At 68.4% G+C, this 24,974-nt stretch carries 25 protein-coding genes, 2 tRNA genes and 1 pseudogene; 11 read left to right on the plus strand and 17 right to left on the minus strand.

The window, feature by feature from the left end:
• Nucleotides 1-51: 51 nt before the first annotated feature.
• The 4 genes from R4I43_RS25150 to R4I43_RS25165 form a co-directional block, all read right to left on the minus strand.
• Nucleotides 52-690: an aminodeoxychorismate/anthranilate synthase component II gene (locus R4I43_RS25150; protein ID WP_324268170.1), complete on the minus strand. Its 639-nt coding sequence runs from the start codon at nucleotides 688-690 to the stop codon at nucleotides 52-54.
• A 65-nt stretch (nucleotides 691-755) separates the two neighbouring features.
• Entirely contained in the window at nucleotides 756-917 is a 162-nt protein-coding gene (locus tag R4I43_RS25155; protein ID WP_324268171.1) for a hypothetical protein, read from the minus strand.
• Nucleotides 917-1,090, minus strand: a complete 174-nt coding sequence (locus R4I43_RS25160) for a hypothetical protein (protein WP_324268172.1) — start codon at nucleotides 1,088-1,090, stop codon at nucleotides 917-919. The genes R4I43_RS25155 and R4I43_RS25160 overlap by 1 nt, the downstream gene beginning before the upstream one ends.
• Nucleotides 1,057-1,647, minus strand: a complete 591-nt coding sequence (locus tag R4I43_RS25165) for a sortase domain-containing protein (protein WP_324268249.1) — start codon at nucleotides 1,645-1,647, stop codon at nucleotides 1,057-1,059. The genes R4I43_RS25160 and R4I43_RS25165 overlap by 34 nt, the downstream gene beginning before the upstream one ends.
• Before the next feature lie 18 nt (nucleotides 1,648-1,665).
• On the opposite strand from R4I43_RS25165, the gene crgA reads away from it, so the two are divergent.
• Both crgA and R4I43_RS25175 read left to right on the plus strand, forming a co-directional pair.
• Nucleotides 1,666-1,932, plus strand: a complete 267-nt coding sequence (gene crgA / locus R4I43_RS25170; RefSeq protein ID WP_324268173.1) for a cell division protein CrgA — start codon at nucleotides 1,666-1,668, stop codon at nucleotides 1,930-1,932.
• 241 nt (nucleotides 1,933-2,173) lie between these two features.
• On the plus strand, nucleotides 2,174-2,563 hold the full coding sequence (locus R4I43_RS25175) for a PH domain-containing protein (RefSeq protein WP_324268174.1): 390 nt from the start codon (nucleotides 2,174-2,176) through the stop codon (nucleotides 2,561-2,563).
• A gap of 1 nt (nucleotide 2,564) precedes the next feature.
• On the opposite strand, the gene R4I43_RS25180 is transcribed toward R4I43_RS25175, so the two are convergent.
• Both R4I43_RS25180 and R4I43_RS25185 read right to left on the minus strand, forming a co-directional pair.
• Nucleotides 2,565-3,482 carry a rhomboid family intramembrane serine protease gene (locus R4I43_RS25180; protein ID WP_324268175.1) on the minus strand — a complete coding sequence of 306 codons (918 nt, stop codon included), beginning with the start codon at nucleotides 3,480-3,482 and terminating at the stop codon, nucleotides 2,565-2,567.
• A gap of 27 nt (nucleotides 3,483-3,509) precedes the next feature.
• Nucleotides 3,510-4,058: a peptidylprolyl isomerase gene (locus R4I43_RS25185; protein ID WP_324268176.1), complete on the minus strand. Its 549-nt coding sequence runs from the start codon at nucleotides 4,056-4,058 to the stop codon at nucleotides 3,510-3,512.
• 158 nt (nucleotides 4,059-4,216) lie between these two features.
• Between R4I43_RS25185 and R4I43_RS25190 the strand changes: the two genes are divergently transcribed.
• Nucleotides 4,217-4,780, plus strand: coding sequence for a hypothetical protein (locus R4I43_RS25190; protein WP_324268177.1), 564 nt, complete (start codon nucleotides 4,217-4,219; stop codon nucleotides 4,778-4,780).
• Between the two features lie 261 nt (nucleotides 4,781-5,041).
• On the opposite strand, the gene R4I43_RS25195 is transcribed toward R4I43_RS25190, so the two are convergent.
• The 11 genes and pseudogenes from R4I43_RS25195 to dnaA all read right to left on the minus strand — a co-directional run bounded on the left by R4I43_RS25195 (nucleotide 5,042) and on the right by dnaA (nucleotide 18,813).
• Nucleotides 5,042-5,114 (minus strand) — tRNA-Ala (locus tag R4I43_RS25195).
• 45 nt (nucleotides 5,115-5,159) lie between these two features.
• Nucleotides 5,160-5,267, minus strand: a pseudogene (locus R4I43_RS25200) (DLW-39 family protein); the annotation flags it as partial.
• 74 nt (nucleotides 5,268-5,341) lie between these two features.
• Nucleotides 5,342-5,415: transfer RNA gene (locus R4I43_RS25205), tRNA-Ile, on the minus strand.
• Between the two features lie 127 nt (nucleotides 5,416-5,542).
• A complete protein-coding gene (locus tag R4I43_RS25210; RefSeq protein ID WP_324268178.1) occupies nucleotides 5,543-6,397 on the minus strand; it encodes a DUF3566 domain-containing protein in 855 nt (284 codons plus the stop codon).
• Between the two features lie 71 nt (nucleotides 6,398-6,468).
• Nucleotides 6,469-8,964: a DNA gyrase subunit A gene (gene gyrA, locus R4I43_RS25215; RefSeq protein WP_324268179.1), complete on the minus strand. Its 2,496-nt coding sequence runs from the start codon at nucleotides 8,962-8,964 to the stop codon at nucleotides 6,469-6,471.
• 50 nt (nucleotides 8,965-9,014) lie between these two features.
• The gene (gyrB, locus tag R4I43_RS25220; RefSeq protein WP_324268180.1) at nucleotides 9,015-10,988 is read right to left on the minus strand and encodes a DNA topoisomerase (ATP-hydrolyzing) subunit B; all 1,974 of its coding nucleotides are present in this window, start codon (nucleotides 10,986-10,988) and stop codon (nucleotides 9,015-9,017) included.
• A gap of 391 nt (nucleotides 10,989-11,379) precedes the next feature.
• A complete protein-coding gene (locus R4I43_RS25225; RefSeq protein WP_407691314.1) occupies nucleotides 11,380-11,970 on the minus strand; it encodes a DciA family protein in 591 nt (196 codons plus the stop codon).
• A 91-nt stretch (nucleotides 11,971-12,061) separates the two neighbouring features.
• A complete protein-coding gene (recF, locus tag R4I43_RS25230) occupies nucleotides 12,062-13,249 on the minus strand; it encodes a DNA replication/repair protein RecF (RefSeq protein WP_324268181.1) in 1,188 nt (395 codons plus the stop codon).
• A gap of 234 nt (nucleotides 13,250-13,483) precedes the next feature.
• Nucleotides 13,484-14,371, minus strand: a complete 888-nt coding sequence (gene gnd / locus R4I43_RS25235) for a phosphogluconate dehydrogenase (NAD(+)-dependent, decarboxylating) (protein ID WP_324268182.1) — start codon at nucleotides 14,369-14,371, stop codon at nucleotides 13,484-13,486.
• Nucleotides 14,372-14,550: 179 nt separating this feature from the next.
• Nucleotides 14,551-15,675 (minus strand): DNA polymerase III subunit beta, encoded by a 1,125-nt coding sequence (dnaN, locus tag R4I43_RS25240; protein WP_324268183.1) that lies wholly within the window; start codon nucleotides 15,673-15,675, stop codon nucleotides 14,551-14,553.
• Between the two features lie 1,263 nt (nucleotides 15,676-16,938).
• On the minus strand, nucleotides 16,939-18,813 hold the full coding sequence (gene dnaA / locus R4I43_RS25245) for a chromosomal replication initiator protein DnaA (RefSeq protein WP_324268184.1): 1,875 nt from the start codon (nucleotides 18,811-18,813) through the stop codon (nucleotides 16,939-16,941).
• A gap of 665 nt (nucleotides 18,814-19,478) precedes the next feature.
• Between dnaA and rpmH the strand changes: the two genes are divergently transcribed.
• From rpmH to R4I43_RS25285, 8 genes are all read left to right on the plus strand, one after another.
• Entirely contained in the window at nucleotides 19,479-19,622 is a 144-nt protein-coding gene (gene rpmH, locus R4I43_RS25250) for a 50S ribosomal protein L34 (RefSeq protein WP_125092573.1), read from the plus strand.
• Nucleotides 19,623-19,634: 12 nt separating this feature from the next.
• Entirely contained in the window at nucleotides 19,635-20,066 is a 432-nt protein-coding gene (rnpA, locus tag R4I43_RS25255; protein ID WP_324268185.1) for a ribonuclease P protein component, read from the plus strand.
• Nucleotides 20,067-20,083: 17 nt separating this feature from the next.
• A complete protein-coding gene (gene yidD / locus R4I43_RS25260; RefSeq protein ID WP_324268186.1) occupies nucleotides 20,084-20,413 on the plus strand; it encodes a membrane protein insertion efficiency factor YidD in 330 nt (109 codons plus the stop codon).
• A 5-nt stretch (nucleotides 20,414-20,418) separates the two neighbouring features.
• Nucleotides 20,419-21,345, plus strand: coding sequence for a membrane protein insertase YidC (gene yidC, locus R4I43_RS25265; protein WP_324268187.1), 927 nt, complete (start codon nucleotides 20,419-20,421; stop codon nucleotides 21,343-21,345).
• 33 nt (nucleotides 21,346-21,378) lie between these two features.
• On the plus strand, nucleotides 21,379-21,945 hold the full coding sequence (locus tag R4I43_RS25270; protein WP_324268188.1) for a Jag family protein: 567 nt from the start codon (nucleotides 21,379-21,381) through the stop codon (nucleotides 21,943-21,945).
• A gap of 318 nt (nucleotides 21,946-22,263) precedes the next feature.
• Nucleotides 22,264-22,938, plus strand: coding sequence for a 16S rRNA (guanine(527)-N(7))-methyltransferase RsmG (gene rsmG / locus R4I43_RS25275; RefSeq protein ID WP_324268189.1), 675 nt, complete (start codon nucleotides 22,264-22,266; stop codon nucleotides 22,936-22,938).
• A 65-nt stretch (nucleotides 22,939-23,003) separates the two neighbouring features.
• Nucleotides 23,004-23,933 carry a ParA family protein gene (locus R4I43_RS25280; protein WP_407691315.1) on the plus strand — a complete coding sequence of 310 codons (930 nt, stop codon included), beginning with the start codon at nucleotides 23,004-23,006 and terminating at the stop codon, nucleotides 23,931-23,933.
• Complete coding sequence (locus R4I43_RS25285) at nucleotides 23,930-24,940, plus strand: ParB/RepB/Spo0J family partition protein (RefSeq protein WP_324268190.1); 1,011 nt, start codon at nucleotides 23,930-23,932, stop codon at nucleotides 24,938-24,940. Before R4I43_RS25280 ends, R4I43_RS25285 begins: the two co-directional genes overlap by 4 nt.
• Nucleotides 24,941-24,974 lie beyond the last annotated feature (34 nt).

Raw genomic sequence — 24,974 nt, forward strand, 5'->3', positions numbered from 1 at the left:
CGACAGCGGGGCGGTGGCCGGGTGGCCACCGCCCCGCTTCGCGTCCGGGGGTCAGCGAGCCGCCGCGGCGACCGCGCGCATCTCGGCTTCGAGCTGGTCGACGACCTGATCGGCGACCGGGTGGCCCGCCGAGGCCATCCAGTTGGCGAGCATCCGGTGGCCGCCGTCGGTGAGCACCGACTCGGGGTGGAACTGGACGCCCTCGATCGGCAGCTCGCGGTGGCGCATGCCCATCACGATGCCGGACTCGGTGCGCGCGGTGATCTCGAAGTCGTCCGGGACGGTGTCCGCGCGGACGATCAGCGAGTGGTAGCGGGTCGCGATGAACGGCTGCGGCAGCCCGGCGAACACGCCCGCGCCGGAGTGCTCGATCTCGCTGACCTTGCCGTGCAGCAGCTCGGGCGCGCGCTCGACGGTGCCGCCCCACACCGCACCGATCGCCTGGTGCCCGAGGCACACGCCGAAGGCGGGCTTGCGCTCGGCGGCGCAGCGCTGGATGAGCTCCATCGTCCGGCCCGCGCGATCCGGTGTTCCCGGACCGGGGCTGAGCAGCACGCCGTCGGCTGCGGCCACGTCGTCATCGGTGACCACGTCGTTGCGGCGCACCTCGCACTCGGCTCCGAGCTGCGCGAGGTACTGGACGAGGTTGTAGACGAAGCTGTCGTAGTTGTCGACCACCAGAACACGCACGCGCCCAGCCTACGCGCCCGCCACAAGGCGTTTTCCCCGGACAACCCACCGGGAAGCGGGAGGCATCAACCGGAACTGGTGGTGATGTCGTTGAAGGGCAGCGCGGGTTCCACCCACGGGAACACCACGAACAGCAGCAGCGCCACCACCGCGGCGACCAGGACGAGGGCGATGAGGGCCTTGGCGGGGAAGGGGCCGGGCAGGTGTCGCCAGATCCACGCGTACATCAGCGCTCCTCCAGTTCCGGCGGCCGCAGCTCGGGGTGCTCGGCGATCTTGGGGTACTGCGTGGTGAGCACGCCGTGGACGATGAGCCGCTCGCGCGCGGAGAACTCCGGGTTGCAGGTGGTCAGCGTGATGAGCCTGGTCAGCTGGTCGCGCGCGAACGCCTCCGGCGGCACGCCGGGCACCGGGAAGATCGCCTCGCCCTGCGAGGGCTGCACGATGCGCCTGCCCACGACCTGGTCGTAGGAGCGGGGATCGGCGCGACGCCCTGGCAGCGCGGGTCACCGCCGTGGCCGTCCCAGGTCGCGACCTCGTCGGCCATCGGCAGCACGCGGTAGACGTACCAGTGGGTGGCCGTCTCCACCACGATCGGCGCGCAGGACGGCAGCGCGTCCAGGTCGTTGAACGGCGCACCCCGCCCGATCCGGTGCCCGGCGACGGCGAAGTTGCCCTGCTCCCCCGGCCACGCGGTGCCGGTGTAGTGCCCGGGGCCGCCGGCGAGGGTCTCGAGGTCGGTGCCCTCCAGGACCGTGAAGTCGAAGTCCGGTCCGAACGTCGGCAGGTGGAGCTGCGCGAACCCGGTCCCGTGCGCGGACGTTCCTCTCCGGTCACGGCTTTGCGAGGGGTGCTCGATCAGCGCTGTGATTACGTTAACGTGGTAGGTGGAAATGGAACCGTTCCGCCGCCCCGGACGCGCGTGAAGCCCGCCAGGGCGCGGGACGCTGTGCCGCATCACCTGGCGAGGACACCTATGCCGAAGTCCAAGGTCCGCAAGAAGGACGACTCCAACCCGGCTGTCGATCGCCGCACGCCGGTCAAGGCGAAGGCGGTCGGCCCGTCGCACCCGATCTACGTCGCCGTCATGCTCGGCCTGATGCTCATCGGGCTGCTCTGGCTCGTGACCAACTACATCGCGGGCGACAAGATCGGATTCATGAGCGACCTGGGCGGGTGGAATTTCGCCGTCGGCTTCTCGTTCATGATCATCGGCCTGCTGATGACCATGCGGTGGCGCTGATCCAGCGCGCTGACCTGCGATGACGTCCTACCCGTAAAGGCGGTCGGTCGAGCTCGCAACTCGGGCCGGCAGCACGACGACGCTTCGTGCACGAGCTCCGGAGGGACCAATTCCTTCGGAGCTCACTCATCCCATCGTTGTCTTGACAGACGGTCAGCGAAACACACCTGTGTAACTAGTCCCCAGTGGGGATAAGTCCTGTGGATAACTCGTCGATAGCGGGTGGATAACGGTGGACGCGATGCGCTGGGCACCCCCGGCGGCGCTGGTCGGCTGCGGCTGGGTGCTCACCGCCGGCGCCGCGACCTGGGCGCTGCTCGCCGACAGCCCGACGGACAAGGTCTTCGTGGGCGTCCTCGCGCTGGCGCTGCTGGCCGCGTCCGCCTTCGGCACGCTCTGCCGTCCCCGGCTGGAGGCCGACGCCACCGGCGTCACCGTGCGCACGCTCACCGGGCGCAAGCACCACTCGTGGGACGAGATCACCATCCGCGTCCGGGAGACCCGCCGGCTGGGCCTGACCGGCACCAGCCTGGAGCTCGACGCGAATCCGGACCTGACCGTCCTCACCCGCCTCGACCTGGGCCAAGACCCCTACGCCGCGGCCGACGCCCTGCACGCGCTGCGCAGGTGAGTCAGCCGCAGCGGGTTTCCCAACCGGATCCGAAGCAGGTCAGGTCGCCGTACCCGGTGTCCCGGACGAACAGCACCACCAGCAGCACCACGAGCAACCCGACCAGCGCACCGGCCTGGACCAGGTTGCGGCGCTCGCGCGGCGCGTACACCAGGGCGGCGGTGGAGGCGGCGCCGAGGACCAGCCCGCCGACGTGCCCGAGCAGCGAGATCCCCGGGATCAGCACGCTCGCGACGATGTTCAGCGCGATCACGGTGATCACCGGCCGCAGGCTCACCTTCAGCCGCAGCGCGGCGACCGCGATACCGCCCATCAGGCCGTACACCGCGCCCGAGGCACCGGCCACCGGGCTGAGGCCCTCACCCAGCAGGAAGACCGCGGTGCTGCCGCCGAGCAGCGACAACCCGTAGACCGCGGCGAACCGCGCGCGACCGAGCAGCAGCTCCAGGTCCCGGCCGATCACCCACAGGGCGAGCATGTTCATCACCAGGTGCAGCACACCGATGTGCAGGAAGCCCGAGGTGACCAGCCGCCACCACTGCCCGCCCGCCACCGTCAGCGGCACCAGCGCGTACTCGATGAACAGGTCCGAGTGGTAGTTCTCGCCGAAGTTGCCGGCCTGAACCGCGGTGAACACGTAGGCGGCCACGTTGGCCGCGATCAGCAGCGGGACCAGGATCGGCTTGTCGCGCAGCCGCGCGCCCGCGACCGTCACCGGCCGCCGCGCGGTCGCACCGCCTTCGCGGACACAGTCCACGCACTGCTGGCCGACGGAGGCGTCCCGGAGGCACTCCGGGCAGGCGGGGCGTTCGCACCTGGAACAGCGCAGCCCGGTCGGCCGGTCGGGGTGCCGCACGCACGTCGGTGACGGCTGCGGCGCCCCGTCCGGGCCGGGCGTCGATCCGGGTGGCACAGTCACTGGTGAGACCTGCTTTCCCGGGCGGTGTCAGCCGCGCTCGATCGAAACCTTCTCGATGACGATGTCGTTCACCGGGCGGTCGTTGCGACCGGTCGCGGTGCCGGCGATCGTGTCGACCACCTCGCGCGACTCCTTGTCGGCGACCTCACCGAAGATGGTGTGCTTGTAGTTCAGCCACGACGTCGCCGCCACGGTCACGAAGAACTGCGAGCCGTTGGTGTTCGGGCCGGCGTTGGCCATCGCCAGCAGGTACGGCTTGGTGAACTGCAGCTCCGGGTGGAACTCGTCCGCGAACTGGTAGCCGGGGCCACCGCGGCCGGTGCCGGTCGGGTCACCGGTCTGGATCATGAAGCCTTCGATGACGCGGTGGAAGATCACACCGTCGTAGAAGGGCCCGGAGCGTTCGCCCTTGGCGTTCGGCTCCGTGTATTCCTGGGTGCCCTCGGCGAGGCCCACGAAGTTTTTCACGGTCTTGGGCGCCTGGTCGGGGAACAGGTTGATCCGGATGTCGCCCTGCGAGGTGTGCAGAGTCGCGGTCAACTTCGTCCCAACGAGCGATCCGTTGTCTTCAGCCACCCGACCATCCTGCCATCGAGCGGGCCGAATGCGGTGTCTGGGTGCAATATGGGCGGGTCCGCTCCCTCACCGGCGTTCCCGGTGAGGCGCGGTTGGCGTGAGCGCATCCGGGGAAACCGGGCTGGTGAAGCTAGCCAGGCCAAGGAGGTCAACAGGCGATGGATGAAGTGAAGGCGATGGCCAGGGCCGGCGAGAGCGTGGGCAAGGCGGTCGGCACCGGTATCAAGCAGGCCCGCCACGGCGCGAAACGCGCAGGTGAGACAGGTGCGGTGCTGTCCAAGCAGGCAGCGGCGCGCGCCGAGCAGGAGCTGGCCAACCGCGGCTACTCGGCGGAGGAGCTGCAGGAGCTGATCGCCCAGCGCGCCACGGGCAAGTCCCGCAAGGAGCTCGCCAAGCAGGCCAAGCAGGCCCGCAAGGAGTGGGAGAAGCGGACGACGGAGTCCCGCAAGCGGCTGGCGGCCAAGATCGACCCGACCCCGGCGAAGAAGCGGCGCCGCTGGCCCTGGCTGCTGCTGGTGCTGATGTTGCTGGGCGCGGCTGCGGCGGCGGTCGCCCTGACCCGCCGACCGGAGGAGCTCCCCCTGGCCGCGGCCGACGACGAGCCCTGGGACTCGCACACCCCGGGAACCAGCCAGCCCCGCCACCGCGCCCCGGCCGAGACCGACGGCCACCAGGAGCCCCACAAGGTCGAAACCCCCAGGTCAAACCCACCAACCACGTGAAGGAAGGCGAAGAGCCGGGCCCTGAGAGGCCCGGCTTTTTCATGCTCAGTATTAGTAACGAGTGCAACCACTCAGCATTGAACAGTCACTTCAACTGCTGCTCAGCATCTTGGACGCCGAAACCGCTGGTCAGTGAGCAGAACGAGAACCAGCCGACGAAACCCGAACGCCGCAGGGCTTGAGGACTCGCTCCCCAAAAGGAGGGCGGGGCGACACAAGCGAAAACGCCCCGCGTTGAGCAGGGCGTTGGTGGTCGCGGAGTGGAGACGAGGGGAATCGAACCCCTAACCCCCGCCTTGCAAAGGCGGTGCTCTGCCAATTGAGCTACGTCCCCCAACGGCGGCGGAGGTCAGGGCCCCCGGCCTGAGGATCAGGCCTCCGCGGTGGCCTCGCGCCAGAGGTCGGCCTCGGCCTTGGCTGCCTTGTTGCGGCGGACCACGAACAGCACGACTCCGGCAACTGCGGCGAGTGCGAGCAGCTTCTTCATTCCGGTCGCCTCCTACGTGGCATCCATGCCAGCGATGTTCGGGTCTTGAGAGAGAAGCGGGAAGATTTCCCGAGTGGGCCTAGAAGGACTTGAACCTTCGACCTCTTCGTTATCAGCGAAGCGCTCTAACCGCCTGAGCTATAGGCCCTCGTTCGTTGTGCTGCAAACATTACAGGACGACTTCCCGCCGTCGTAACGGGGGGTCACCTCGCCCCGACCGTGCTGCGGCGACGCTCTCCGACCTCGGAAGACGCCGCCGCAACGCGGTCCACGACTCACTCGCGCTCGGACAGCGTGATCTCGATACCGCCGGCGAAGTCGGCCGCCACGTTGTAGATGAACGCGGCCACCGTCGCCAGCGCGGTGATCAGGACGATGTTGATCGCACCGATGATCGAGGCCACGCCGAACACCCGACCAGCGCTGATCAGCGGCTCGTTCACCGCGTCGTCGGGCTGGGTGAGCTCGGTGAAGGTGCCGTTGAGCTGCTCCCACACGCCCATGCCGTCGAGCACGCCGTAGAGCACCGCGACGGCGATCATCCACACGAAGAACAGCGCGACGCTGAGCACCAGGGCGAGCTTGAGCACCGACCAGGGGTCGAGCCGCTTGACCTGCAGGCTCGCCCGCCGCGGTCCCCGGCTGGGACGCCGCGCGGACGTGCCCGCCGCGCTGCTGCGCTGCGCTCCCGCACCGGTGTAGGACACCTGCGTGCGCGAGGCCTGCGGGATCTGCGTGCGGACGGTCTCCTGATCGGTGACCGTCTTCGGGATCGTCTGGGTGTCCTCGACGTCGGACGAGCCGCCGGCCGCGGTACCACCGAGGGCGCCCGCCGTCAGCGATCCCGAAAGACTGCTCGACTCCGCCTCCCCGCTCTCGGAACCGCTCTCCGAGGTGGTGGCCGAGGCGCGCTGCCACGGAGGCGGCGAGTCGGTGCCGTCGAGGGCCTCCTCGCCGCTGTCGGCGGCGGTCGGCTCGGCCGTCGAGCCGGACTCCTCGGTCCCGTTCGCAGAGGCAGCAGCCTCAGAACCGGTCTTGGAGACCTTGTCGTCGACTGTCTGGGTGCTGGCCGAGCCCCGGCCCGCATCCTTTTGCGGGTCCGAGGACTCCGGCTTCTCGGAACTAGTCACGAGCGATCCTTCGGTGATCGTCGGCGTCGGTGTGCCCCGTGGCGTACCACGGCATGTTCAGTTCTGGGCGCTCACGCCTGCTTGGGCTCCGGTGCGGCGTCCGGGTCCGCTGCCTCGTCGGCGTTGCGCGCCACGGCCAGCAGCGTCGAACCCTCGTCGAGGTTCATCAGGCGGACGCCCTTGGTCTGCCGACCGGCCTTGCGCACCTCCTTGGCGGTGGTGCGGATGACCCCGCCGGAGGAGGTGATGGCGTAGAGCTCGTCCTCCAGCTCGACAATCTGCGCCCCCACCAGCCTGCCACGTTTGCGGTCGTACTGGAGAGTCAGCACGCCCTTCCCGCCGCGGCCCTGGACCGGGTAGTCCTCGATCGGGGTTCGCTTGGCGTAACCGCCCGCCGTGGCGACCAGCACGTACCGGTCCTCGCGGCACACGCCCATCGCGAGCAGCTCGTCACCGTCGTTGAAGCGCATGCCCAGCACGCCCGAGGTCGCCCGGCCCATCGGCCGGAGCGCCTCGTCGGACGCGTGGAACCGGATCGACTGGCCCTCCGCCGACACCAGCAGCAGGTCGTCGTCGGCCGAGCACAGCACGGCGCCGACGAGTTCGTCCTCGTCCTTCAGGTTCACGCCGATAAGACCACCCGATCGGTTGGAATCGAAGTCCGTCAAACGGGACTTCTTGACCAGACCGTTCTTGGTCGCCAGCACCAGGTACGGCGCCGCGGTGTAGTCCTTGATCTGCATGACCTGGGCGATCTGCTCGTCCGGCTGGAACGCCAGCAGGTTGGCCACGTGCTGACCGCGAGCGGTCCGGTTGGCCTCGGGCAGCTCGTAGGCCTTCGCGCGGTAGACCCGGCCCTTGTTGGTGAAGAACAGGATCCAGTCGTGCGTGGAGCACACGAAGAAGTGCGACACGATGTCGTCCTGCTTCAGCGCCGCGCCCTGCACGCCCTTGCCGCCGCGCTTCTGCGCCCGGTACAGGTCGGTCCGGGTCCGCTTGGCGTAACCGGTTCGGGTGATCGTGACGACCACGTCCTCGTCGGCGATGAGGTCTTCCATCGAGACCTCGCCCTCGAACGGGACGATCTTCGTGCGGCGGTCGTCGCCGTACTTGTCGACGATCTCCATCAGCTCGTCGCGGATGATCTGCCGCTGCCGCTCGGGCTTGTCGAGGATGTCCTTCAAGTCCTCGATCTCGCGCTCGATCTCGGCCAGCTGGTCGACGATCTTCTGCCGCTCCAGGGCGGCCAGGCGGCGCAGCTGCATCTCGAGGATGGCGTTGGCCTGGATCTCGTCGACGTCGAGCAGCTCGATCAGGCCGGTGCGCGCGTCGTCGACCGTCGGCGAGCGCCGGATCAGCGCGATGACCTCGTCGAGCATGTCCAGCGCCTTGACCAGACCGCGCAGGATGTGGGCGCGCTCCTCGGCCTTGCGCAGCCGGTACCTGGTCCGGCGGACGATGACCTCGATCTGGTGCTTGACGTAGTACCGGATCGTCTGGTCGAGCCGCAGCGTGCGCGGCACGCCGTCGACCAGCGCCAGCATGTTGACGCCGAAGGTCGTCTGCAGCTGGGTGTGCTTGTAGAGGTTGTTGAGCACCACCTTCGGGATCGCGTCCCGCTTGAGGGTGATCACGATCCGCATGCCGCGCCGGCTGTTGGTCTCGTCGGCGATGTCGGAGATGCCGGAGATCTTGCCCTCGCGGTGCATCGAGGCGATGTTCTCGATGAGGTTGTCCGGGTTGACCTGGTACGGCAGCTCGGTGATGACCAGCGTGGTGCGGCCCTTGCTGTCCTCTTCGATGGTGACGACGGCACGCATCTTGATGGAGCCGCGACCGGTCCGGTAGGCGTCGGCGATCGCGTTGTTGCCGAGGATCAGGGCGTGGGTCGGGAAGTCCGGGCCCTTGATCCGCTGCATCAGCGCTTCGAGCAGCTCGTCGTCGTCGGCCTCGGGATTCTCCAGCGCCCACACGACGCCGTCGGCGACCTCGCGCAGGTTGTGCGGCGGGATGTTGGTCGCCATCCCGACCGCGATGCCGCCACCGCCGTTGACCAGCAGGTTCGGGAACCGCGCCGGCAGCACGTCGGGCTCCTGGGTGCGCCCGTCGTAGTTGTCGGAGAAGTCGACGGTGTCCTCTTCGATGTCGGCGAGCATGTGCATCGCCAACGGGGCCAGCCGCGACTCGGTGTACCGCATGGCGGCGGCCGGGTCGTTGCCCGGCGAGCCGAAGTTGCCCTGCCCGTCGATCAGCGGGTGGCGCATCGACCAGGGCTGGGCCAGGCGCACGAGGGTGTCGTAGATCGCCGAGTCGCCGTGCGGGTGGTAGTTGCCCATCACGTCGCCGACGACGCGGGAGCACTTCACGTAACCGCGGTCCGGACGGAAGCCCGAGTCGTACATCGCGTAGAGCACGCGGCGGTGCACCGGCTTGAGGCCGTCGCGCACGTCCGGCAGCGCTCGCGCGACGATGACGCTCATCGCGTAGTTGATGTAGGAGTTCTGCATCTCCTGCTGGATGTCGACCGGTTCAACCCGGCCGTGTTCCGGCGGCAGGATTTCAGTCATGCTGGTCCTTTGCTTCCTTCGAGAACTGGTCTCTTACCTGCGCACCGGCCTCAGACGTCCAGCATTCCGGCGTCCTTGGCGTTGCGGGTGATGAACGAGCGGCGGGCTTCGACGTCCTCGCCCATCAGCACGCTGAACAGCTCGTCCGCGGTCGCCGCGTCGTCCAGCGACACCTGCAGCAGCAGTCGCGACTCGGGGTTCATCGTGGTTTCCCAGAGCTCGTCGGCGTTCATCTCGCCGAGACCCTTGTAGCGCTGGATGCCGTCGTCCTTGGGCAGCTTCCGGCCGTCGGCCGCGCCCTGCGCGAGCAGCGCGTCGCGCTCCTTGTCGCTGTAGGCGTACTCGGCCTCGGCGCGCGGCCACTTGATCTTGTACAGCGGCGGCTGTGCGAGGAACACGTGGCCGTTCTCGATCAGCGGGCGCATGAAGCGGAACAGCAGGGTCAGCAGCAGGGTCCGGATGTGCTGGCCGTCGACGTCGGCGTCGGCCATCAGCACGATCTTGTGGTACCGCAGCTTGGCCAGGTCGAACTCGTCGTGGATGCCCGTGCCCAACGCCGTGATGATCGCCTGGACCTCGTTGTTCTTGAGGACCTTGTCGATCCGGGACTTCTCGACGTTGATGATCTTGCCTCGCAGCGGCAGGATCGCCTGGAAGCGCGATTCGCGGCCTTCCTTGGCCGAGCCACCCGCGGAGTCACCCTCCACGATGTAGAGCTCGCACTCGTCGGGCTGGTTGGACTGGCAGTCCTTGAGCTTGCCCGGCAGGCCACCGATGTCCATCGCGCTCTTGCGGCGGACCAGCTCCTTGGCCTTGCGCGCGGCGACGCGGGCCTGCGCCGAGGACACCGCCTTGTTCACGATCGTCTTCGCGTCGGCCGGGTTGCGCTCGAACCAGTCGGTCAGCCACTCGAACGCCGTGGTCTGGACGAACGACTTGACCTCGGTGTTGCCCAGCTTGGTCTTGGTCTGGCCCTCGAACTGCGGCTCGGAGACCTTCACCGACACGATCGCGGCGAGACCTTCGCGGACGTCGTCACCGGTGAGGCTGCCGTCCTTGTCCTTGAGCAGCTTCTTGTCCTTGGCGTAGGCGTTGACCACGCGGGTCAGCGCGGACCGGAAGCCCTCCTCGTGGGTACCGCCCTCGTGCGTGTTGATCGTGTTCGCGAAGGTGTACACCGACTGGTTGAAGCCGGAGTTCCACTGCAGCGCGACCTCCAGCTCGTGCCCGCTGCCGGAGGCGCTGAAGGCGACGACCTTCTTGTGGATCGGTTCCTTCGTCGCGTTGATGTGCTTGACGAAGTCCTCGAGCCCGCCCGGGTAGTGGTAGGTCCGCTCGGTGCTCTTGGCCGTGGCGCCCTGGGCGTCCTCGCCGCCCTCGTCCTCCTCGGCCGTGCGCTCGTCGCGGAGGATGATGGTCAGGCCCTTGTTCAGGAAGGCCATCTCCTGCAACCGGCGGGAGACCGTCTCGGCGTTGTAGCGGGTGGTCTCGAAGATCGTCGGGTCGGCCCAGAACGTGATGGTGGTGCCGGTCTTGTCGGTCTTCTCGCCGCGCTCGATCTCGGCGACCGGCTTGGAGTCCTCGTAGCGCTGCCGCCACACGTACCCGTTGACGTGGATCTCGGCCTCGAGCGCGGTGGACAGCGCGTTGACCACCGACACGCCGACGCCGTGCAGACCACCGGAGACGGCGTAGGAGTCGCCGCCGAACTTGCCGCCCGCGTGCAGCACGGTCAGCACGACCTCGAGGGTCGGCTTCTTCTCGACCGGGTGCATGTCGACGGGGATGCCCCGGCCGTCGTCGCGGACCCGCACGCCGCCGTCGGCGAGCAGGGTGACCTCGACCGTGGAGGCGTACCCGGCCATCGCTTCGTCGACCGAGTTGTCCACGACCTCCCACACGAGGTGGTGCAGGCCGCGCTCACCGGTGGAACCGATGTACATGCCGGGACGCTTGCGGACGGCCTCAAGGCCCTCAAGAACGGTGATGGATGAAGCGTTGTATTCGCTCTTCTTCGGTGCCACGGGCCTCGATTTCTCCTTGAGCCGACTGTGCTGTCACGGTGATCGGTCGATGCCGGCCTCGTTACCGGCTCCGGCGCACCTCTACGACCACTTCGGGGCGACTCGGCTGCCGGCGCCGCACCCCGGCGCGGCCCGGTCCGGACCCCTCGCCGCTGACGACCGGGGAGCGCGTCGGGTCACACCCGCATTGATTCTACTGGTCCCCCGCCGCAGAAGTGGGGCAAGGACGCCCCTAGCTTGCTCACAGACTTGAGAACTCGGATCAATCCACCATCGGAGAGCCGCGAACACCCGCTCGGAATTCTCTGCGGCGATCGGCCGCCCGGGGATCCCCACCTGCGATCCGGTGCCCCGGGTGTTCGGGACTCGACGGTGCGCAGCGCGCGGATCACTAGCCGTAGGTGTCCCTCGGGCCGCGACCGGAGATGTGCCGCGGTCCGTGTCGCCAGCTCGGCGCCGCCGGCCCCTGCACCTTGATCCGCTTGACCACATCGCGTCCCACCCCGTCGCTGATGCGCTTGAGGATCTGCCGCTGCAGCAGCCGCAACTGGGTGGCCCAGGCCGTGGACTGCGCCTGCACGGTGAGCTCGCCGTCCTTGAGCTGCACCGGCTTGGTGTGCTCGGCGATCTCCTCGCCGACCAGCGAGTTCCACCGGGCGAAGACCTGACCTCCGGAGAGGTGCTCGGTCCAGCCGTGGTCCTTGGCGATCCGGGCGGCGAGCCTGCCCAGCGGCTGCGGGTCCCGCTCATCGGGTCCCGCACCGGTCCAGCCGCGACGCCGCCGCGCGGTGCGGAGCTTGCCCGGTTTGCCGGTCTTGCCCCGCTCCTTGCGCTTGGCCGCGGACTGCTCGCGCGCCGCCTGCAGCGCCGCGCGGGCCAGGTCCGGTCCCGCCAGTCCGCTGCCGTCGAACTCCTGACCTGGTGTTTCGCCATCGGGCAGGGCGGCACCGTCGAAGCCGCGAGCGGGCGCCGAGTTATCCACACCATCCACAGGGTTATCCCCAGATGTGGGTAGTTCCACGGATCGATCCGTGGCTGCGGTCACTCTGCGTGCAGTTTTTCGTCCGTTTCCGTTAGGCGGCACGGTGCACCTCACCTTCCCGGACGTCGAATCGGGCCCCGGCGAGCTCCGGCGGGACGTCCTCGCCGACCGCGGCCGTCACCAGCACCTGCTCGGCACCGGAGACCAGCTCCGCCAGCCGGGCGCGCCTGCGGCGGTCGAGCTCGGCGAACACGTCGTCCAGGATCAACACCGGTTCCGCGCCATCCTCGGTGAGCAAGTGGTAAGAAGCCAGCCGCAACGCCAGCACGAACGACCACGATTCGCCATGACTGGCGTAACCCTTCGCCGGCAGCTCGCCGAGCAGCAGGTCCAGGTCGTCGCGGTGCGGGCCGACCAGCGACACGCCGCGCTCGATCTCCTGCGGTCGCACCCGCTCCAGCTCCGCGAGCAGGGCGGCCTCCAGTTCGGGCAGAGCGTCGTCCCACGGGACCTCCGGACCCCCGGGCACCCCGTAGCGCTCCGGCAGCGACTCGCCGAGGCTGCTGCGATACCGCAGGTCAGCGACTCGTCCCGAGGGCGTGCTGGCGTCCTCGGTCGCGGCGACGTTGGCGTACGCGCTGGTCACGTGCGGGGCGAGGGCCGACACCAGGGACAGCCGACCGGCCAGCAGCTCAGCGCCGTAGCGCGCGAGGTGGCCGTCCCAGACCGCCAGCGTGCTCAGATCCGCCTTGCCACCACCCCGGCGAGCGGCGCCCGCCGACTTCAGCAGCGCGCTGCGCTGCTTGAGCACCCGCTCGTAGTCGGAGCGGATCCCGGCGTAGCGCGGCGCCCGCGCGACCAGCAGGTCGTCCATGAACCGGCGGCGTTCGCCCGGGTCGCCCCGCACGATCGCCAAGTCCTCCGGCGCGAACAGCACGGTTCGCAGGATTCCCAGCACGTCGCGGGGCTTGCCCGCAGCGCCGCGGTTGATCCGCGCGCGGTTCGCCTTGCCCGGGGTGATCTCCAGTTCGACCAGCAGCTCCCGGCCGTTGTTGACCACCGCGGCCCGCACCACCGCGCGGCCGGCGCCGTAGCGGACCAGCGGCGCGTCGTTGGAGACCCGGTGCGAGCCGAGCGTGGCGACGTAACCGATCGCCTCGACCAGGTTGGTCTTGCCCTGACCGTTCGACCCGACCAGCACGGTGACCCCGGGTTCGAGTTCGAGGTCGGCGAGCGGCCACGACCGGAAGTCGTTGACCTGCAAGTGGCGCACGTACACGACGATCCAACTTAGTTGTTCTTGCCGGGCAGGTTCGCCGGACGTCCCGGCCGCGATGTCCGCACCGTCCGAAGTGGGGTGTCCGGACCGTGCCGGACCGCCCGTCCGCGTGCCGCGACCAGCGCGGACGTCCGCGGAACGACGGGGAGATTTGTCGACAAGTCTCCAAGCCGACCTCCCCGCTCGGTGGTGGGAGGGTTCAGCTGAACCTGCCCACCACCGCAGGTCGCGACGTCAGCCTTCGGACTTCTGGACCGCGTGGCCGCCGAACTGGTTGCGCAGCGCCGCGACCGCCTTCATCGCGGGCGAGTCCTCCTGGCGGGAGGCGAAGCGCGCGTACAGCGCGGCGGTCATGACCGGGGCCGGGACCGCGTTGTTGATCGCTTCCTCGATGGTCCAGCGACCCTCGCCGGAGTCCTGCACGTAGCCGCGCAGCTCAGACAGCTCCGGGTCCTCGTCGAGCGCGCGAACCAGCAGGTCCAGCAGCCAGGAGCGCACGACGGTGCCCTTGCTCCAGGCCTTGATCGTGGCCGGCACGTCGGTGACCACGTCGGAAGCGGCGAGCAGCTCGAAGCCCTCGGCGTACGCCTGCATCAGGCCGTACTCGATGCCGTTGTGCACCATCTTCGCGTAGTGACCGGCACCGACCGGACCGGCGTGCGCGAAGCCCTCGTCGCGCGGACCCTCTGGGCGCAGCGCGTCGAAGATCGGCATCGCGCGCTCGACGTCCTCGGCGTCGCCACCGGCCATCAGCCCGTAGCCGTTCTTGGCACCCCAGACACCGCCGGACACACCGACGTCGACGTACTTGATGCCGTTCTCGGCGAGCAGCGCGGCGTTGGCCTGGTCATCGGTGAACTTCGAGTTGCCGCCCTCGATCACCAGATCGCCGGCGGACAGCAGTCCGGACAGCTCCTCGACGGTCTGCCGGGTCGGGTCACCGTGCGGAACCATGATCCACACGATCCGCGGACCGGACAGCTTCTCCACCATCTCCGCCACGGACGCCGCGTCGCTGACGTCCGGGTTGCGGTCGTACCCCACGACCTCGAGGCCGGCGGCCCGCAGCCGCTCGCGCATGTTGAAACCCATTCGGCCGAGGCCGACAAGCCCGAGTTGCACTGGAACTCCCTATCCGAACTGGTGTGTCGACTTGTGGAGGTCGGCGCGTGGCCGGCCGCGCTGCGGGCGCGTCGCACCCGCTGAATCGATCTGGCCGCGAGCCTACGACCACGGACCGAGACGACGGGCCGGGTGGTGCGCCGGATGTGAGCCGCGCACCACCTCGGCCGCGCCGGACGTCAGCCGGGCAGGCGGACCGGCATCAACAGGTAGAGGTAACCCTCCTGGACCTCGCCATCGTCACCGATCGGCTTGATCAACGCCGGGCGGTTGGCGGTGGTGAACTGCAGCTGGGCGCGCTCGGACTTCAGCGCGCTGAGGCCGTCGAGCAGGTACGCCGGGTTGAAGGCGATGGTCAGGTCCTCGCCGTCGAGCTCGATCGGGAGCTCTTCCTCGGCGCTGCCCTCGTCGTCGCCACCGGCGGACAGCCGCAGCAGGCGGTCGGAGAACTCCAGCCGGACCTGCGTGCCGCGCTCGGCCACCAGCGACACGCGCTTGATCGCCTCGGCCAGCGGGGACACGTCGATGTTCGCGGTCACCGCGGTCTCGGCCGGGAGCAGCTGGCGGTACTTGGGGAACTCCGCGTCCAGCAGGCGGCTGGTGTTCCGGCGGGTCGTGCCGGACAGGCCGAGCAGTCCGTCGCCGGAGGCCAGCGAGATCTCGACCTTGCTCGCACCGGCACCCAGCGTCTTGGCCGAGTCCGCCAGCGTCTTGGCCGGGACCAGCACCTGGGTGTCCGCGATGGTCGAGCCGGGCTCCCAGGTGATCTCGCGCATCGCCAGCCGGAACCGGTCGGTGGCGACCATCGTCAGCTTGTCGGCGTTGATCTCCATCCGGATGCCGGTGAGCATCGGCAGCGTGTCGTCCTTGCCGGCCGCGATGGCGACCTGGCCGACCGCCTCGCTGAACAGGTCGGTCGGCACCGAGCCAACGTGCTCGGGCATCTCCGGCAGCGCCGGGTAGTCCTCGACCGGCATGGTCGGGAGGCTGAACCGCGAGCTGCCGCAGGTGATGGTCACCCGGGAGCCGTCGACGGTCAGCTCGACCGGCCGGGCCGGCAGCGCCTTGGTGATGTCGGCCAGCAGGCGCCCGGAGACCAGGGTCTTCCCGCTGGCGTCGATCGAGGCCTCGATGGTGACCTGCGCCGAAACCTCGTAGTCGAAGCCGGAGATCGTCAGCGCTTCCCCGGAACTCGCATCGAGCAGCACCCCGCCCAGCACCGGAACCGGTGGCCGCGACGGCAGGCTGCGCGCGACCCAGGCGACGGCGTCGGCAAGACCGTCACGCTCCACGCGGATCTTCATGGGTGTCCTTTCGGTTTCAGCCGTGGCTCGGCTGCCGAGAACTGTGTCGAGCCGTGCGCGGCTGGAAGGTTCGGTGTGCTCCGCATCGGGGGCGAAGCGATCCCGCGTCGAGAACAGCCTGAACTTCGCTGGGAGTTCGGGCGGGGCTTCTCGTTGCGGGGAGTTCCACCGTAGAGCGTGCTCACCGAACTCCGCATCCGGGTCGGGGCACTTGCTCCGGGCCGGTTCGAGCTTCGAGGCGGGAGTTGTCCACTTATCCACCGCCCCTAGTTCTCTTTTTCTTTTTTCTTCAAAGAGAAGAAAGGTCCGCAGTAGTAGTAAGGCCTGTGAGTTGTGGGGACAACCGTCGTTTGGGCTGGTCGGGTGGTGTGAGGCCGTGTGGATGAGCACTGGAAGTAACCGGGGACTGCGACAGCCGGGTGGTGGACAACTTTTGGCCGCCTTGAGTTCTTCCACAACCATCCCCAGTTGTCCACACTCCCATCCACAGTCGGACCCCCGGTTGTACCCATCCCCGGGTGGATTGCGGGTTCTCCACCGGTCGGGTTGTGGGCAACGTTGTGGGAACTCTGTTGGCAACCCGTCGGAACCATGTGGGCAGGCTGTGCACAGCTTGTGGATGGACTGGGGAAAATTGCAGGTCAACCCTGGGGATTGAATTTCTGTGGACAGCTCGCGAACCCGGGCGCTTTTCTGCCGCCGGGGTGAGGTGAAGGCCACGGGCGCCAGCAGAAAAGTTCTGGGCGTGAATGTTCCCGGTCGCACGCACCGCACCCGGACGAACACTGAAAGTGGTGATTCCGGCGCCGAACCCTTGCGCCCAGCCGTCCGGAGCCCCCCCGCGAACGCCCACATCTTTCTGCTTAACCCCCGGGCTCACGCCCGACCCCGCCAACAGAAACCCCTCCGCCCGTCCGGCCCGCAGGCATCAGGGGCGAGAACCGCAGGCTCGCCCCTGACGAACCCTGCGGTTTTCGCCCTTCGAACCGACGTGCGCGGGGGTTGAAGCGGGGTCGGGGAGGCTGAAGGTTTCTGGTTGAGGGGGTGGCTCCGAGCAGGCCGCGGTACCAGAAAGTCGGGCTGTGCGCGGCCTAGGGAATCACACCGGGGGACCTGCGAAATCGCGTCAGCGGCCAAATGAGCGACTGAGGTTGTAAAAGTGCAGGTCAGAGCGGTGTATTGAACGGTCGGATCAGACCGTCGGTGTGGGGCGAGCGGTCGAGGACAACTCGGTCGGCGGTTGCGCCCGGCCGGGGCCCTCGATCAGCGGGACTGCTGCTTGATGCGGGCGGTCAGCTCCTGGACGTGCTCGTACACGCGCCGGCGCTCCGCCATCTCCTTGCGGATCTTCTTGTCGGCGTACATGACCGTGGTGTGGTCGCGGCTGCCGAAGTACTGGCCGATCTTCGGCAGCGACGAGTCCGTCAGCTCGCGGCACAGGTACATCGCGATCTGCCGCGCCTGGGCCAGCGCCTTCGTCTTGCCCGGACCGCACAGGTCGTCGATGGTCACGCCGAAGTAGTCCGCGGTCACGGCCATGATCGTCGGCGCGGTGATCTCCGGCGTCTGCGAGTCCGGGATCAGGTCGCGCAGCACGATCTCGGCCAGCTGCAGGTCGACCGGCTGCCGGTTCAACGACGCGAACGCCGTGACCCGGATCAGCGCGCCCTCCAGCTCGCGGATGTTGCGCTCGATGCGCGAGGCGATGAACTCCAGCACGTCGGCGGGCGCGTTCATCCGGTCCTGCGCCGCCTTCTTGCGGAGGATCGCGATCCGCGTCTCCAGCTCGGGCGGCTGGATGTCGGTGATCAGACCCCACTCGAAGCGGGTGCGCAGCCGGTCCTCCAGCGTGCGCAGCCCCTTCGGCGGCCGGTCGGAGGACACCACGATCTGCTTGTTCGAGTTGTGCAGCGTGTTGAAGGTGTGGAAGAACTCCTCCTGAGTACCTTCCTTGCCCTCCAGGAACTGGATGTCGTCGACCAGCAGCACGTCGACGTCCCGGTAGCGGCGCTGGAACGCCACCTGCCGGTCGTCGCGCAGCGAGTTGATGAAGTCGTTGGTGAACTCCTCGGTCGAGACGTAGCGGACCCGCATCCCCGGGAAGAGCCGCTGCGTGTAGTGCCCGACCGCGTGCAGCAGGTGCGTCTTGCCGAGACCCGATTCGCCCCAGATGAACAGCGGGTTGTACGCCCGGGCGGGGGCCTCGGCCGCGGCGACCGCGGCTGCGTGCGCGAACCGGTTCGACGAACCGATCACGAAGGTGTCGAAGGTGTACTTGGCGTTGAGCCTGGTCTGCGAGGTGGGCGGCGCGTGCTTGGGGGCGGTGAAGGGCTGTCCCTGCTGCGGCTCGGCCGACGGGATCGTCTGCCCGGTCTGACCACCTTGAGCCCCTTGGCCTCGACCGAAGGTCGGCCACACCCCCTCGTCAGCGGCCTGCTCGCCGGACTCGGGCTCGGAGGTCTCCGGTTCGGACACCGGCTCGTCCTCGACCGAGGCCGCGCTGGGTTCCGGTGCGGCCTCGGGTTCGGGTTCCGGACCAGCCGGCTGCGCGGGGGGCTTGGGGACCTCACCGTTGGGCCACTTGAACTCGGCCGTCGGGAAATCGATGTCCGCGGCCGGCTTCGGCTCGGGCGCGGCGTGCTTGCCCCCGCCCTCTGAGCTGCGGGAATCGGTTCCGGTGCTGGGGCCGCCCGTGCTGGGCACGACCGGGATGGACCCCGTGTGCCCGATCGATCCCGTGTGCGCGGTGTGCCCGAAGGAGGCGTCCCCGCCGAACCCGGGAACCGAGATGTAGGTGGTCGACGACTGGTCGTCGCCGCCGCGCGGGCTCCAGGTCTCCGGCGCGGGCGCGGCGACCGGGCGGGTCGGCGCGGGCACCGCGGTGTCGACCTTCACCGCGAGCGAGACGTCGCGGCCGAGGCGGCGGGACAGAGCATCGGTGATGGGGTCGCGCAGCGCGCGTTCGATGGCTTCCTTCGCGAAATCGCTCGGAGCGGCCAGCAGCGCGGTCCCGTCGAGCAGCCCGATGGGGCGGGTGACCCGCATCCACGCGCGTTGCTGCGGCGAGAGAGTGCCGGAGGACAGCTCCTGCACCACCTCTTCCCAAACTCGACCGAGATCGGCTTGGTGGTCGGACACCGCCTGCTCCCCTCCCCTCGCTTGATGCTCCCCGGTTGCGGCCCCGGTTCCCAGCCCCCAAGGTTGCACGGGTAGCGGGTACCACGGGACGGGTGGGCGACTCGATGGGCACACGTGTCCACAGAGTTGTCCACAACGTGTGTATGAAGGTACGGCAGGCCGCTTCGGCGTCTCCCCCTGGGGCCGCAGTACCCACTGCGATCGAGGTCAGTCCCCCTGATTGCGGACCGATGCTCCCACCCATCGGCCTGCGCCATCGCAGGGAGGCACGCTAACAAGCTGCGGCCTCAGCCACAAGGCGATCCCGGGGGCCTCCGGGAGATCGTGATGTGGCAGGCTGTTCGGCGTCGACGAGCGGTGACCCGATCACCAGCGCGGACACATCTCTGAACCGGTGAACCCACGTCGCCCCGCCCGGCGGCCTTCGTTACGGCGCCGATACCGCCGGAATCCCACCCCGGCTGCGCACCCGCTGTCGGCTCTGGCGTACCCTTCTACAGTCCCCCGCTTGTGCAGCGGGCATGTCGGCGCGCCGACATCACGCCCGGCCTTGCGGCTTCTGGTCCGTAACCGTCGGACCTGCGGGTTTAAGAACCGGGGACACCAAGACCGAACCGTGGTCGCAAGTCGGCCATCGGTGCCTGTAGTAACCGGGAGATCCGACCGTGAGCAAGGGCAAGCGCACTTTCCAGCCGAACAACCGCCGCCGTGCCAGGAAGCACGGGTTCCGGCTGCGCATGCGCACTCGCGCCGGCCGGGCCATCGTGGCCGCGCGCCGTCGCCGGGGCCGCGCGCAGCTGTCTGCCTGATCGCGTCCGGCCGTGCTTCCCACGGCAGCCCGGCTGACCAAGAACCAGGACTTTCGCCTGGTGGTCCGTCGTGGTCGTCGGGCCGGACGTCCCCGACTGGTGGTCCACGTCCTGCGCCCGGACCAGAACCGGGCTCGAGCAGGTGGTGAGGCCAAGCCGGAGGCTCAAGCTAATACGGCACCCACCCGGGACTCGACTCCTTCGACCCGGGTGGGTTTTGTCGTCAGCAAGGCCGTGGGCGTCGCGGTGGTGCGCCACCGAGTCGCCCGCCGTCTGCGGCACCTGATGCGTGACCGCCTCCCAGACCTGCCCGCTGGCACACTGGTGGTGGTTCGGGCGCTGCCTCCGGCAGCGGACGCGTCCAGCCGGGAACTCGGCGCGGACATCGACGCGGCGCTGAAAAGGCTTCGCGTCCGTTACCCCGATGGGCCGGACAGCAGTTGATGGCGGGGTTGTAGGAGATGGCACCGGATCGGCGGCATGACGATACGCATGACGAAAGTCGTGCGGGTCAGAAAGCCGACCTGTCCGCCTGGCTCCTGCTCGGCCCCGTCCACGCGTACCGCAAGGTCATCTCGCCGCTGCTGCCACCGATGTGCCGGTTCTACCCCAGCTGCAGCGCCTACGCCGTCGAAGCGTTGACCGTGCACGGCCTGTTTCGAGGCGGATGGCTCACCATCCGCAGGCTCCTGCGCTGCGGACCGTGGCACCCCGGAGGACTGGACCCGGTCCCACCACCCCGTGAGCGGCGAGCCGGCATTCGCCTCACCGACAAACCCGCCGAGGAGTAGCCCGCGTGCTGGACTTCATCTACTACCCCGTGTCGGCCATCCTCTGGTTCTGGCACAAGGTCTTCGGATACGTGCTCGAACCGTCGAGCGGGTTCGCCTGGGCGCTCTCGGTCATCTTCCTCGTCTTCACCCTGCGCGCACTGCTGTTCAAGCCGTTCGTGCACCAGGTGCGGTCGATGAAGAAAATGCAGGAGTTCGCTCCCCTGGTGCGCGAGCTGCAGGAGAAGCACGGCGACGACAAGCAGAAGCTCGCCGCGGAGATGCAGAAGCTCCAGACCGAGCAGGGGTTCAACCCGCTCTCCGGCTGCCTGCCCATGCTCGTGCAGATCCCGGTGTTCATCGGCCTCTTCCACGTGCTCAACGGGTTCAAGCCCGGTGCCCCCAGCAACTTCGTCTTCAACGCCGCCGACGTCAACTCCTTCGTCGAGGCCGACCTCTTCGGCGCGAAGCTGTCCAACACGATCAGCCAGGCCCCCGAGGTGCTGGCCACCTTCGGCACCGACCGGCTGGACATGATGGTCGTGGGTGTGCCGCTGATGATCGCCGCCGCGATTGCCACCCACTTCACCGCGCGTCACTCCCTGCAGCGGCAGAGCCCCGAGGCCGCCGCCAACCCGCAGGCGGCGATGACCAACAAACTGATGCTGTGGATCTTCCCGATGTTCGCTATCGTCGGTGGTCCGTTCCTCCCGCTGGCCATTTTGATTTACTGGCTCGCCAACAACTTCTGGACGCTGGGACAGCAACGAGTGGTGTACCGCCGGATCGATCGCGAGGAGGCTGCGTCCGCTGACGCGCCCGCGGTCGTCGACTCGGCAGCCGTGGACAGCACCACCACCGCTGAGAAGGCGTCCCATGACCAACCCGGTGAGATCCCCGGGGTGATCGAAGACCGCGCTCGCGATGCGGACAAGCCGGGCGAGACCCGCTGACCGCGTCGCGAACCCCTGGAGAGGAGACACCCAGTGTCTGAAACTGTGCAGGAGAGCCCGGCCGTCGCCGAGCCCACCGAATCCCCCGCCACCGACGAGTCCTCCCCCGAGGCGGCGAACAACGAGGTGTCCAACACCGAGGCCCTGCTGGTGCAGGAGGGCGACATCGCCGGTGACTACCTGGAGCGCCTGCTGGACCTGCTCGACTACGACGGGGACATCGACCTCGACGTGGAAGCCGGCCGTGCCGTGGTGAGCATCGACGGCGGGTCCGATCTCGAGAAGCTGGTCGGCGGTCGCGGTCAGGTGCTCGAAGCGCTGCAGGAGCTGACCCGCCTCGCCGTCCAGCAGGACACCGGGGTGCGCAGCCGCCTCATGCTCGACGTCGCCGGTTGGCGGGCCGGGCGCCGCGAGGAGCTGTCGGAGATCGGCCGTTCCTCGGCCGAGGAGGTCCTCAAGAGCGGGCAGGCTGCCCGGCTGCGCCCGATGACCCCGTTCGAGCGGAAGATCATCCACGACGCTGTGGCGGCGATCGATGGCGTGCACAGCGAGTCGGAAGGTGAAGAGCCCAACCGCAAGGTCGTCATCTTCAAGAGCTGATGCCAGGGGCACTCCCTTGTTGGCCCCCTCTGGACGTTCGGTCCGGAGGGGGCCTTCTTCTGCTCGCGGACAGGACTCCGTGGTTGCCAGTTGTTGGGGTGGGTATTGAGAAAGCGGCTTCGCCGCTTGGCTGCAACCGTTCTGAAACTCTGGTCTGGCTGAATGGGAGTTGGCCTCGCCGCTACTCGTTCGGCGTGGTTTCACGTGAAACAGCGGGTTGGTGCACGACGCCGGAAGCGGATCCGGCAGTCTAGACGCGAAGTCTTTGGTTTCACGTGAAACAGCGGGGTGAATGTCTTGACCGGAGGTGCGCCCGAGGTGGCGCGGGTCGTTTTCGGCGAGCGAGTGGAGCTGGCGGAGAGGTTCGCCGAGTTGCTCCAGGAGCACGGAATCCGCCGCGGATTGATCGGTCCCCGCGAGTTGGACCGGCTCTGGGAAAGACATCTGCTGAACTCTGCTGTGATTGCGGAGTTGCTCCCACCTCAAAGCCGGGTTGTGGACGTAGGCTCAGGGGCGGGGTTGCCGGGCATCCCGTTGGCGATCGCTCGCCCGGATCTCACCCTCACCTTGCTGGAGCCGATGGCTCGGCGGGTGACGTGGTTGCAGGAAGTCATCACCGAGCTGGCACTCACCGTTGAGGTGGTGCGTGGTCGTGCCGAGGAGGGTCCGGTGCGCGAACGACTTGCCGATCAGGACGTCGTGACCGCGCGCGCCGTGGCGCCGATGGAACGGCTCGCGAAGTGGTCACTCCCGCTGCTGCGACAGGACGGCCTACTACTCGCGATGAAGGGCGAAAGCGCGGCCGACGAACTCGAACGGGATGCGGCGGCAATCGCCGCGGCCGGTGGCGGCCGTGGCGAAGTCAAATCATGCGGCGTCGGCGTACTGGAAGTGCCGACGACCGTTGTCGTGGTGGAGCGGGTCGCGGCGGCCCGAACCTCGTCCGGTCGGCGTCGTGACACACGTCGAGCGAGAAAGGAACGTGGACGGTGAATCCGGAGGAAAACGGAGCGGCGGGTCGGGTTTCACGTGAAACAAGGGGGCGCGCGATGGGCGCCATGCGATTCCCCTCCGGCCCGGAGAGCAACCCCATGAGTTTCGGCCGGGACGACATCGGCTGGACTCCGATCATGGAGGAGGCGCAGCGCGCGACGCGCGTGCTCCACCCCGACGAGCTGGACCTCCCCCGGCCCAAGAACCGGCGGATCATCACCGTGGCCAACCAGAAGGGGGGCGTCGGAAAGACGACGAGCACGGTGAACCTCGCGGCCGGTCTGGCGCTGCACGGCCTCAAGGTTCTGGTGATCGACCTCGACCCGCAGGGCAACGCGAGCACCGCGCTGGGCGTCGAGCACCGCGGCGGCGTTCCGTCGGTGTACGAGGTGCTGCTCGGTGAGATCAGCGTGGCGGACGCCGCGGCCAAGAGCACGCAGTCCGACAACCTCTACTGCGTTCCCGCGACGATCGACCTGGCCGGCTCGGAGATCGAGCTCGTCACGATGGTCGCCCGCGAGGGACGGCTGAAGGAGGCGCTGAACGCCGAGGCGGTCGAGGCGATGGGCTTCGACTACGTCTTCGTGGACTGCCCGCCCTCGCTCGGCCTGCTCACGGTGAACGCGTTGGTCGCGGCTCACGAGGTGCTGATCCCGATCCAGTGCGAGTACTACGCGCTGGAGGGTCTGGGGCAGCTGCTCCGCAACATCGAGCTGGTGCAGTCCCACCTGAACCCCGCGCTGTGGGTGTCGACGATTCTGCTGACCATGTACGACGGTCGCACCAAGCTCGCGGATCAGGTCACCGCCGAGGTCCGCGGTCATTTCGGTGATCTGACCCTGCGGACCGTGATCCCGCGTAGCGTGAAGATTTCCGAAGCTCCGGGCTTTGGTCAGACGGTGCTGACCTACGATCCGGGATCACGAGGCTCGATGAGCTACCTGGACGCGGCGCGAGAGATCGCGGAGCGGGGTGCCGAAAGGAAGACAGCATGACCGAGCGACGAGGTGGTCTGGGCCGCGGTATCGCCGCGCTGATCCCGAGTGCTCCCCCGGCAGGCGCCGATGGCGCCACGCTGAGCGGGACGACTTCCGGGGTCCGCGGCGGACCCGCGTACGGAGCTTCTCAGCCGGAGTCCTCTGTTTCACGTGAAACGGAGGAAGCGGTGCAGGGGTCCGTCGCGGGTGCCGTGTACAAAGAGATCCCCATCGCATCGATCACTCCCAACCCGAAGCAGCCTCGTCAGGTCTTCGACGAGGAAGCGCTCAACGAGTTGGAGCACTCGATCCGCGAGTTCGGGCTCATGCAGCCCATCGTGGTGCGCGAGATCGAGGACGATCAGTACGAGCTGATCATGGGCGAGCGCCGGTGGCGCGCTTCCCAGCTGGCCGGTCTGGAGAACATCCCAGCCATCGTCCGGGAGACCAAGGACGATGAGCTGCTCCGGGACGCGCTGCTGGAGAACATCCACCGCGTGCAGCTCAACCCGCTGGAAGAGGCGGCGGCCTACCAGCAGCTGCTCGACGAGTTCGGCGTGACCCACGACGAACTCGCCGACCGGATCGGGCGGAGCCGTCCGGTCATCACCAACACGATCCGGCTGCTGCGCCTCCCCCTCGAAGTGCAGCGCCGGGTCGCCGTCGGCGTGCTGTCCGCCGGCCACGCCCGCGCACTGCTGAGCCTGGAGGACGTCGGGCACCAGGAGGACCTCGCGAAGCGGATCGTGGCGGAGGGACTGTCGGTCCGCGCGACCGAGGAGCAGGTGACCCTGAAGAAGTCCGAGGGGCCGGCGAAGGAGAAGGCCGCGTCGAAGAAGCCGATCCAGGCCCCTGGCTTCGATCGGCTGGCGGATCGGCTCGCTAACCACTTCGACACCAAGGTGAAGGTGTCCCGTGGAAGCCGGAAGGGCAAGATCGTCATCGAGTACGGGTCGGTCGACGATCTCGAGCGCATCGCAGAAGTGATCTTGGGTCAAGAAGCCCGCGGAATCAGCGAGGAATGACACCGGGGTCTTACGTCACGGTGACGATGACCTT

Source organism: Saccharopolyspora mangrovi (genome assembly GCF_035320975.1).
Lineage (GTDB): Bacteria > Actinomycetota > Actinomycetes > Mycobacteriales > Pseudonocardiaceae > Saccharopolyspora > Saccharopolyspora mangrovi.

Coding starts and splice junctions, on each gene's coding strand:
- gyrA (WP_324268179.1), bottom strand. CDS start 8,964: ATGACTGAAATCCTGCCGCCGGAACACGGCCGGGTTGAACCGGTCGAC.
- R4I43_RS25175 (WP_324268174.1), top strand. CDS start 2,174: ATGCGCTGGGCACCCCCGGCGGCGCTGGTCGGCTGCGGCTGGGTGCTC.
- R4I43_RS25190 (WP_324268177.1), top strand. CDS start 4,217: ATGGATGAAGTGAAGGCGATGGCCAGGGCCGGCGAGAGCGTGGGCAAG.
- R4I43_RS25285 (WP_324268190.1), top strand. CDS start 23,930: ATGACCGAGCGACGAGGTGGTCTGGGCCGCGGTATCGCCGCGCTGATC.
- yidD (WP_324268186.1), top strand. CDS start 20,084: ATGGCACCGGATCGGCGGCATGACGATACGCATGACGAAAGTCGTGCG.
- crgA (WP_324268173.1), top strand. CDS start 1,666: ATGCCGAAGTCCAAGGTCCGCAAGAAGGACGACTCCAACCCGGCTGTC.
- dnaN (WP_324268183.1), bottom strand. CDS start 15,675: ATGAAGATCCGCGTGGAGCGTGACGGTCTTGCCGACGCCGTCGCCTGG.
- R4I43_RS25165 (WP_324268249.1), bottom strand. CDS start 1,647: ATGCGGCACAGCGTCCCGCGCCCTGGCGGGCTTCACGCGCGTCCGGGG.
- R4I43_RS25280 (WP_407691315.1), top strand. CDS start 23,004: ATGCGATTCCCCTCCGGCCCGGAGAGCAACCCCATGAGTTTCGGCCGG.
- R4I43_RS25155 (WP_324268171.1), bottom strand. CDS start 917: ATGTACGCGTGGATCTGGCGACACCTGCCCGGCCCCTTCCCCGCCAAG.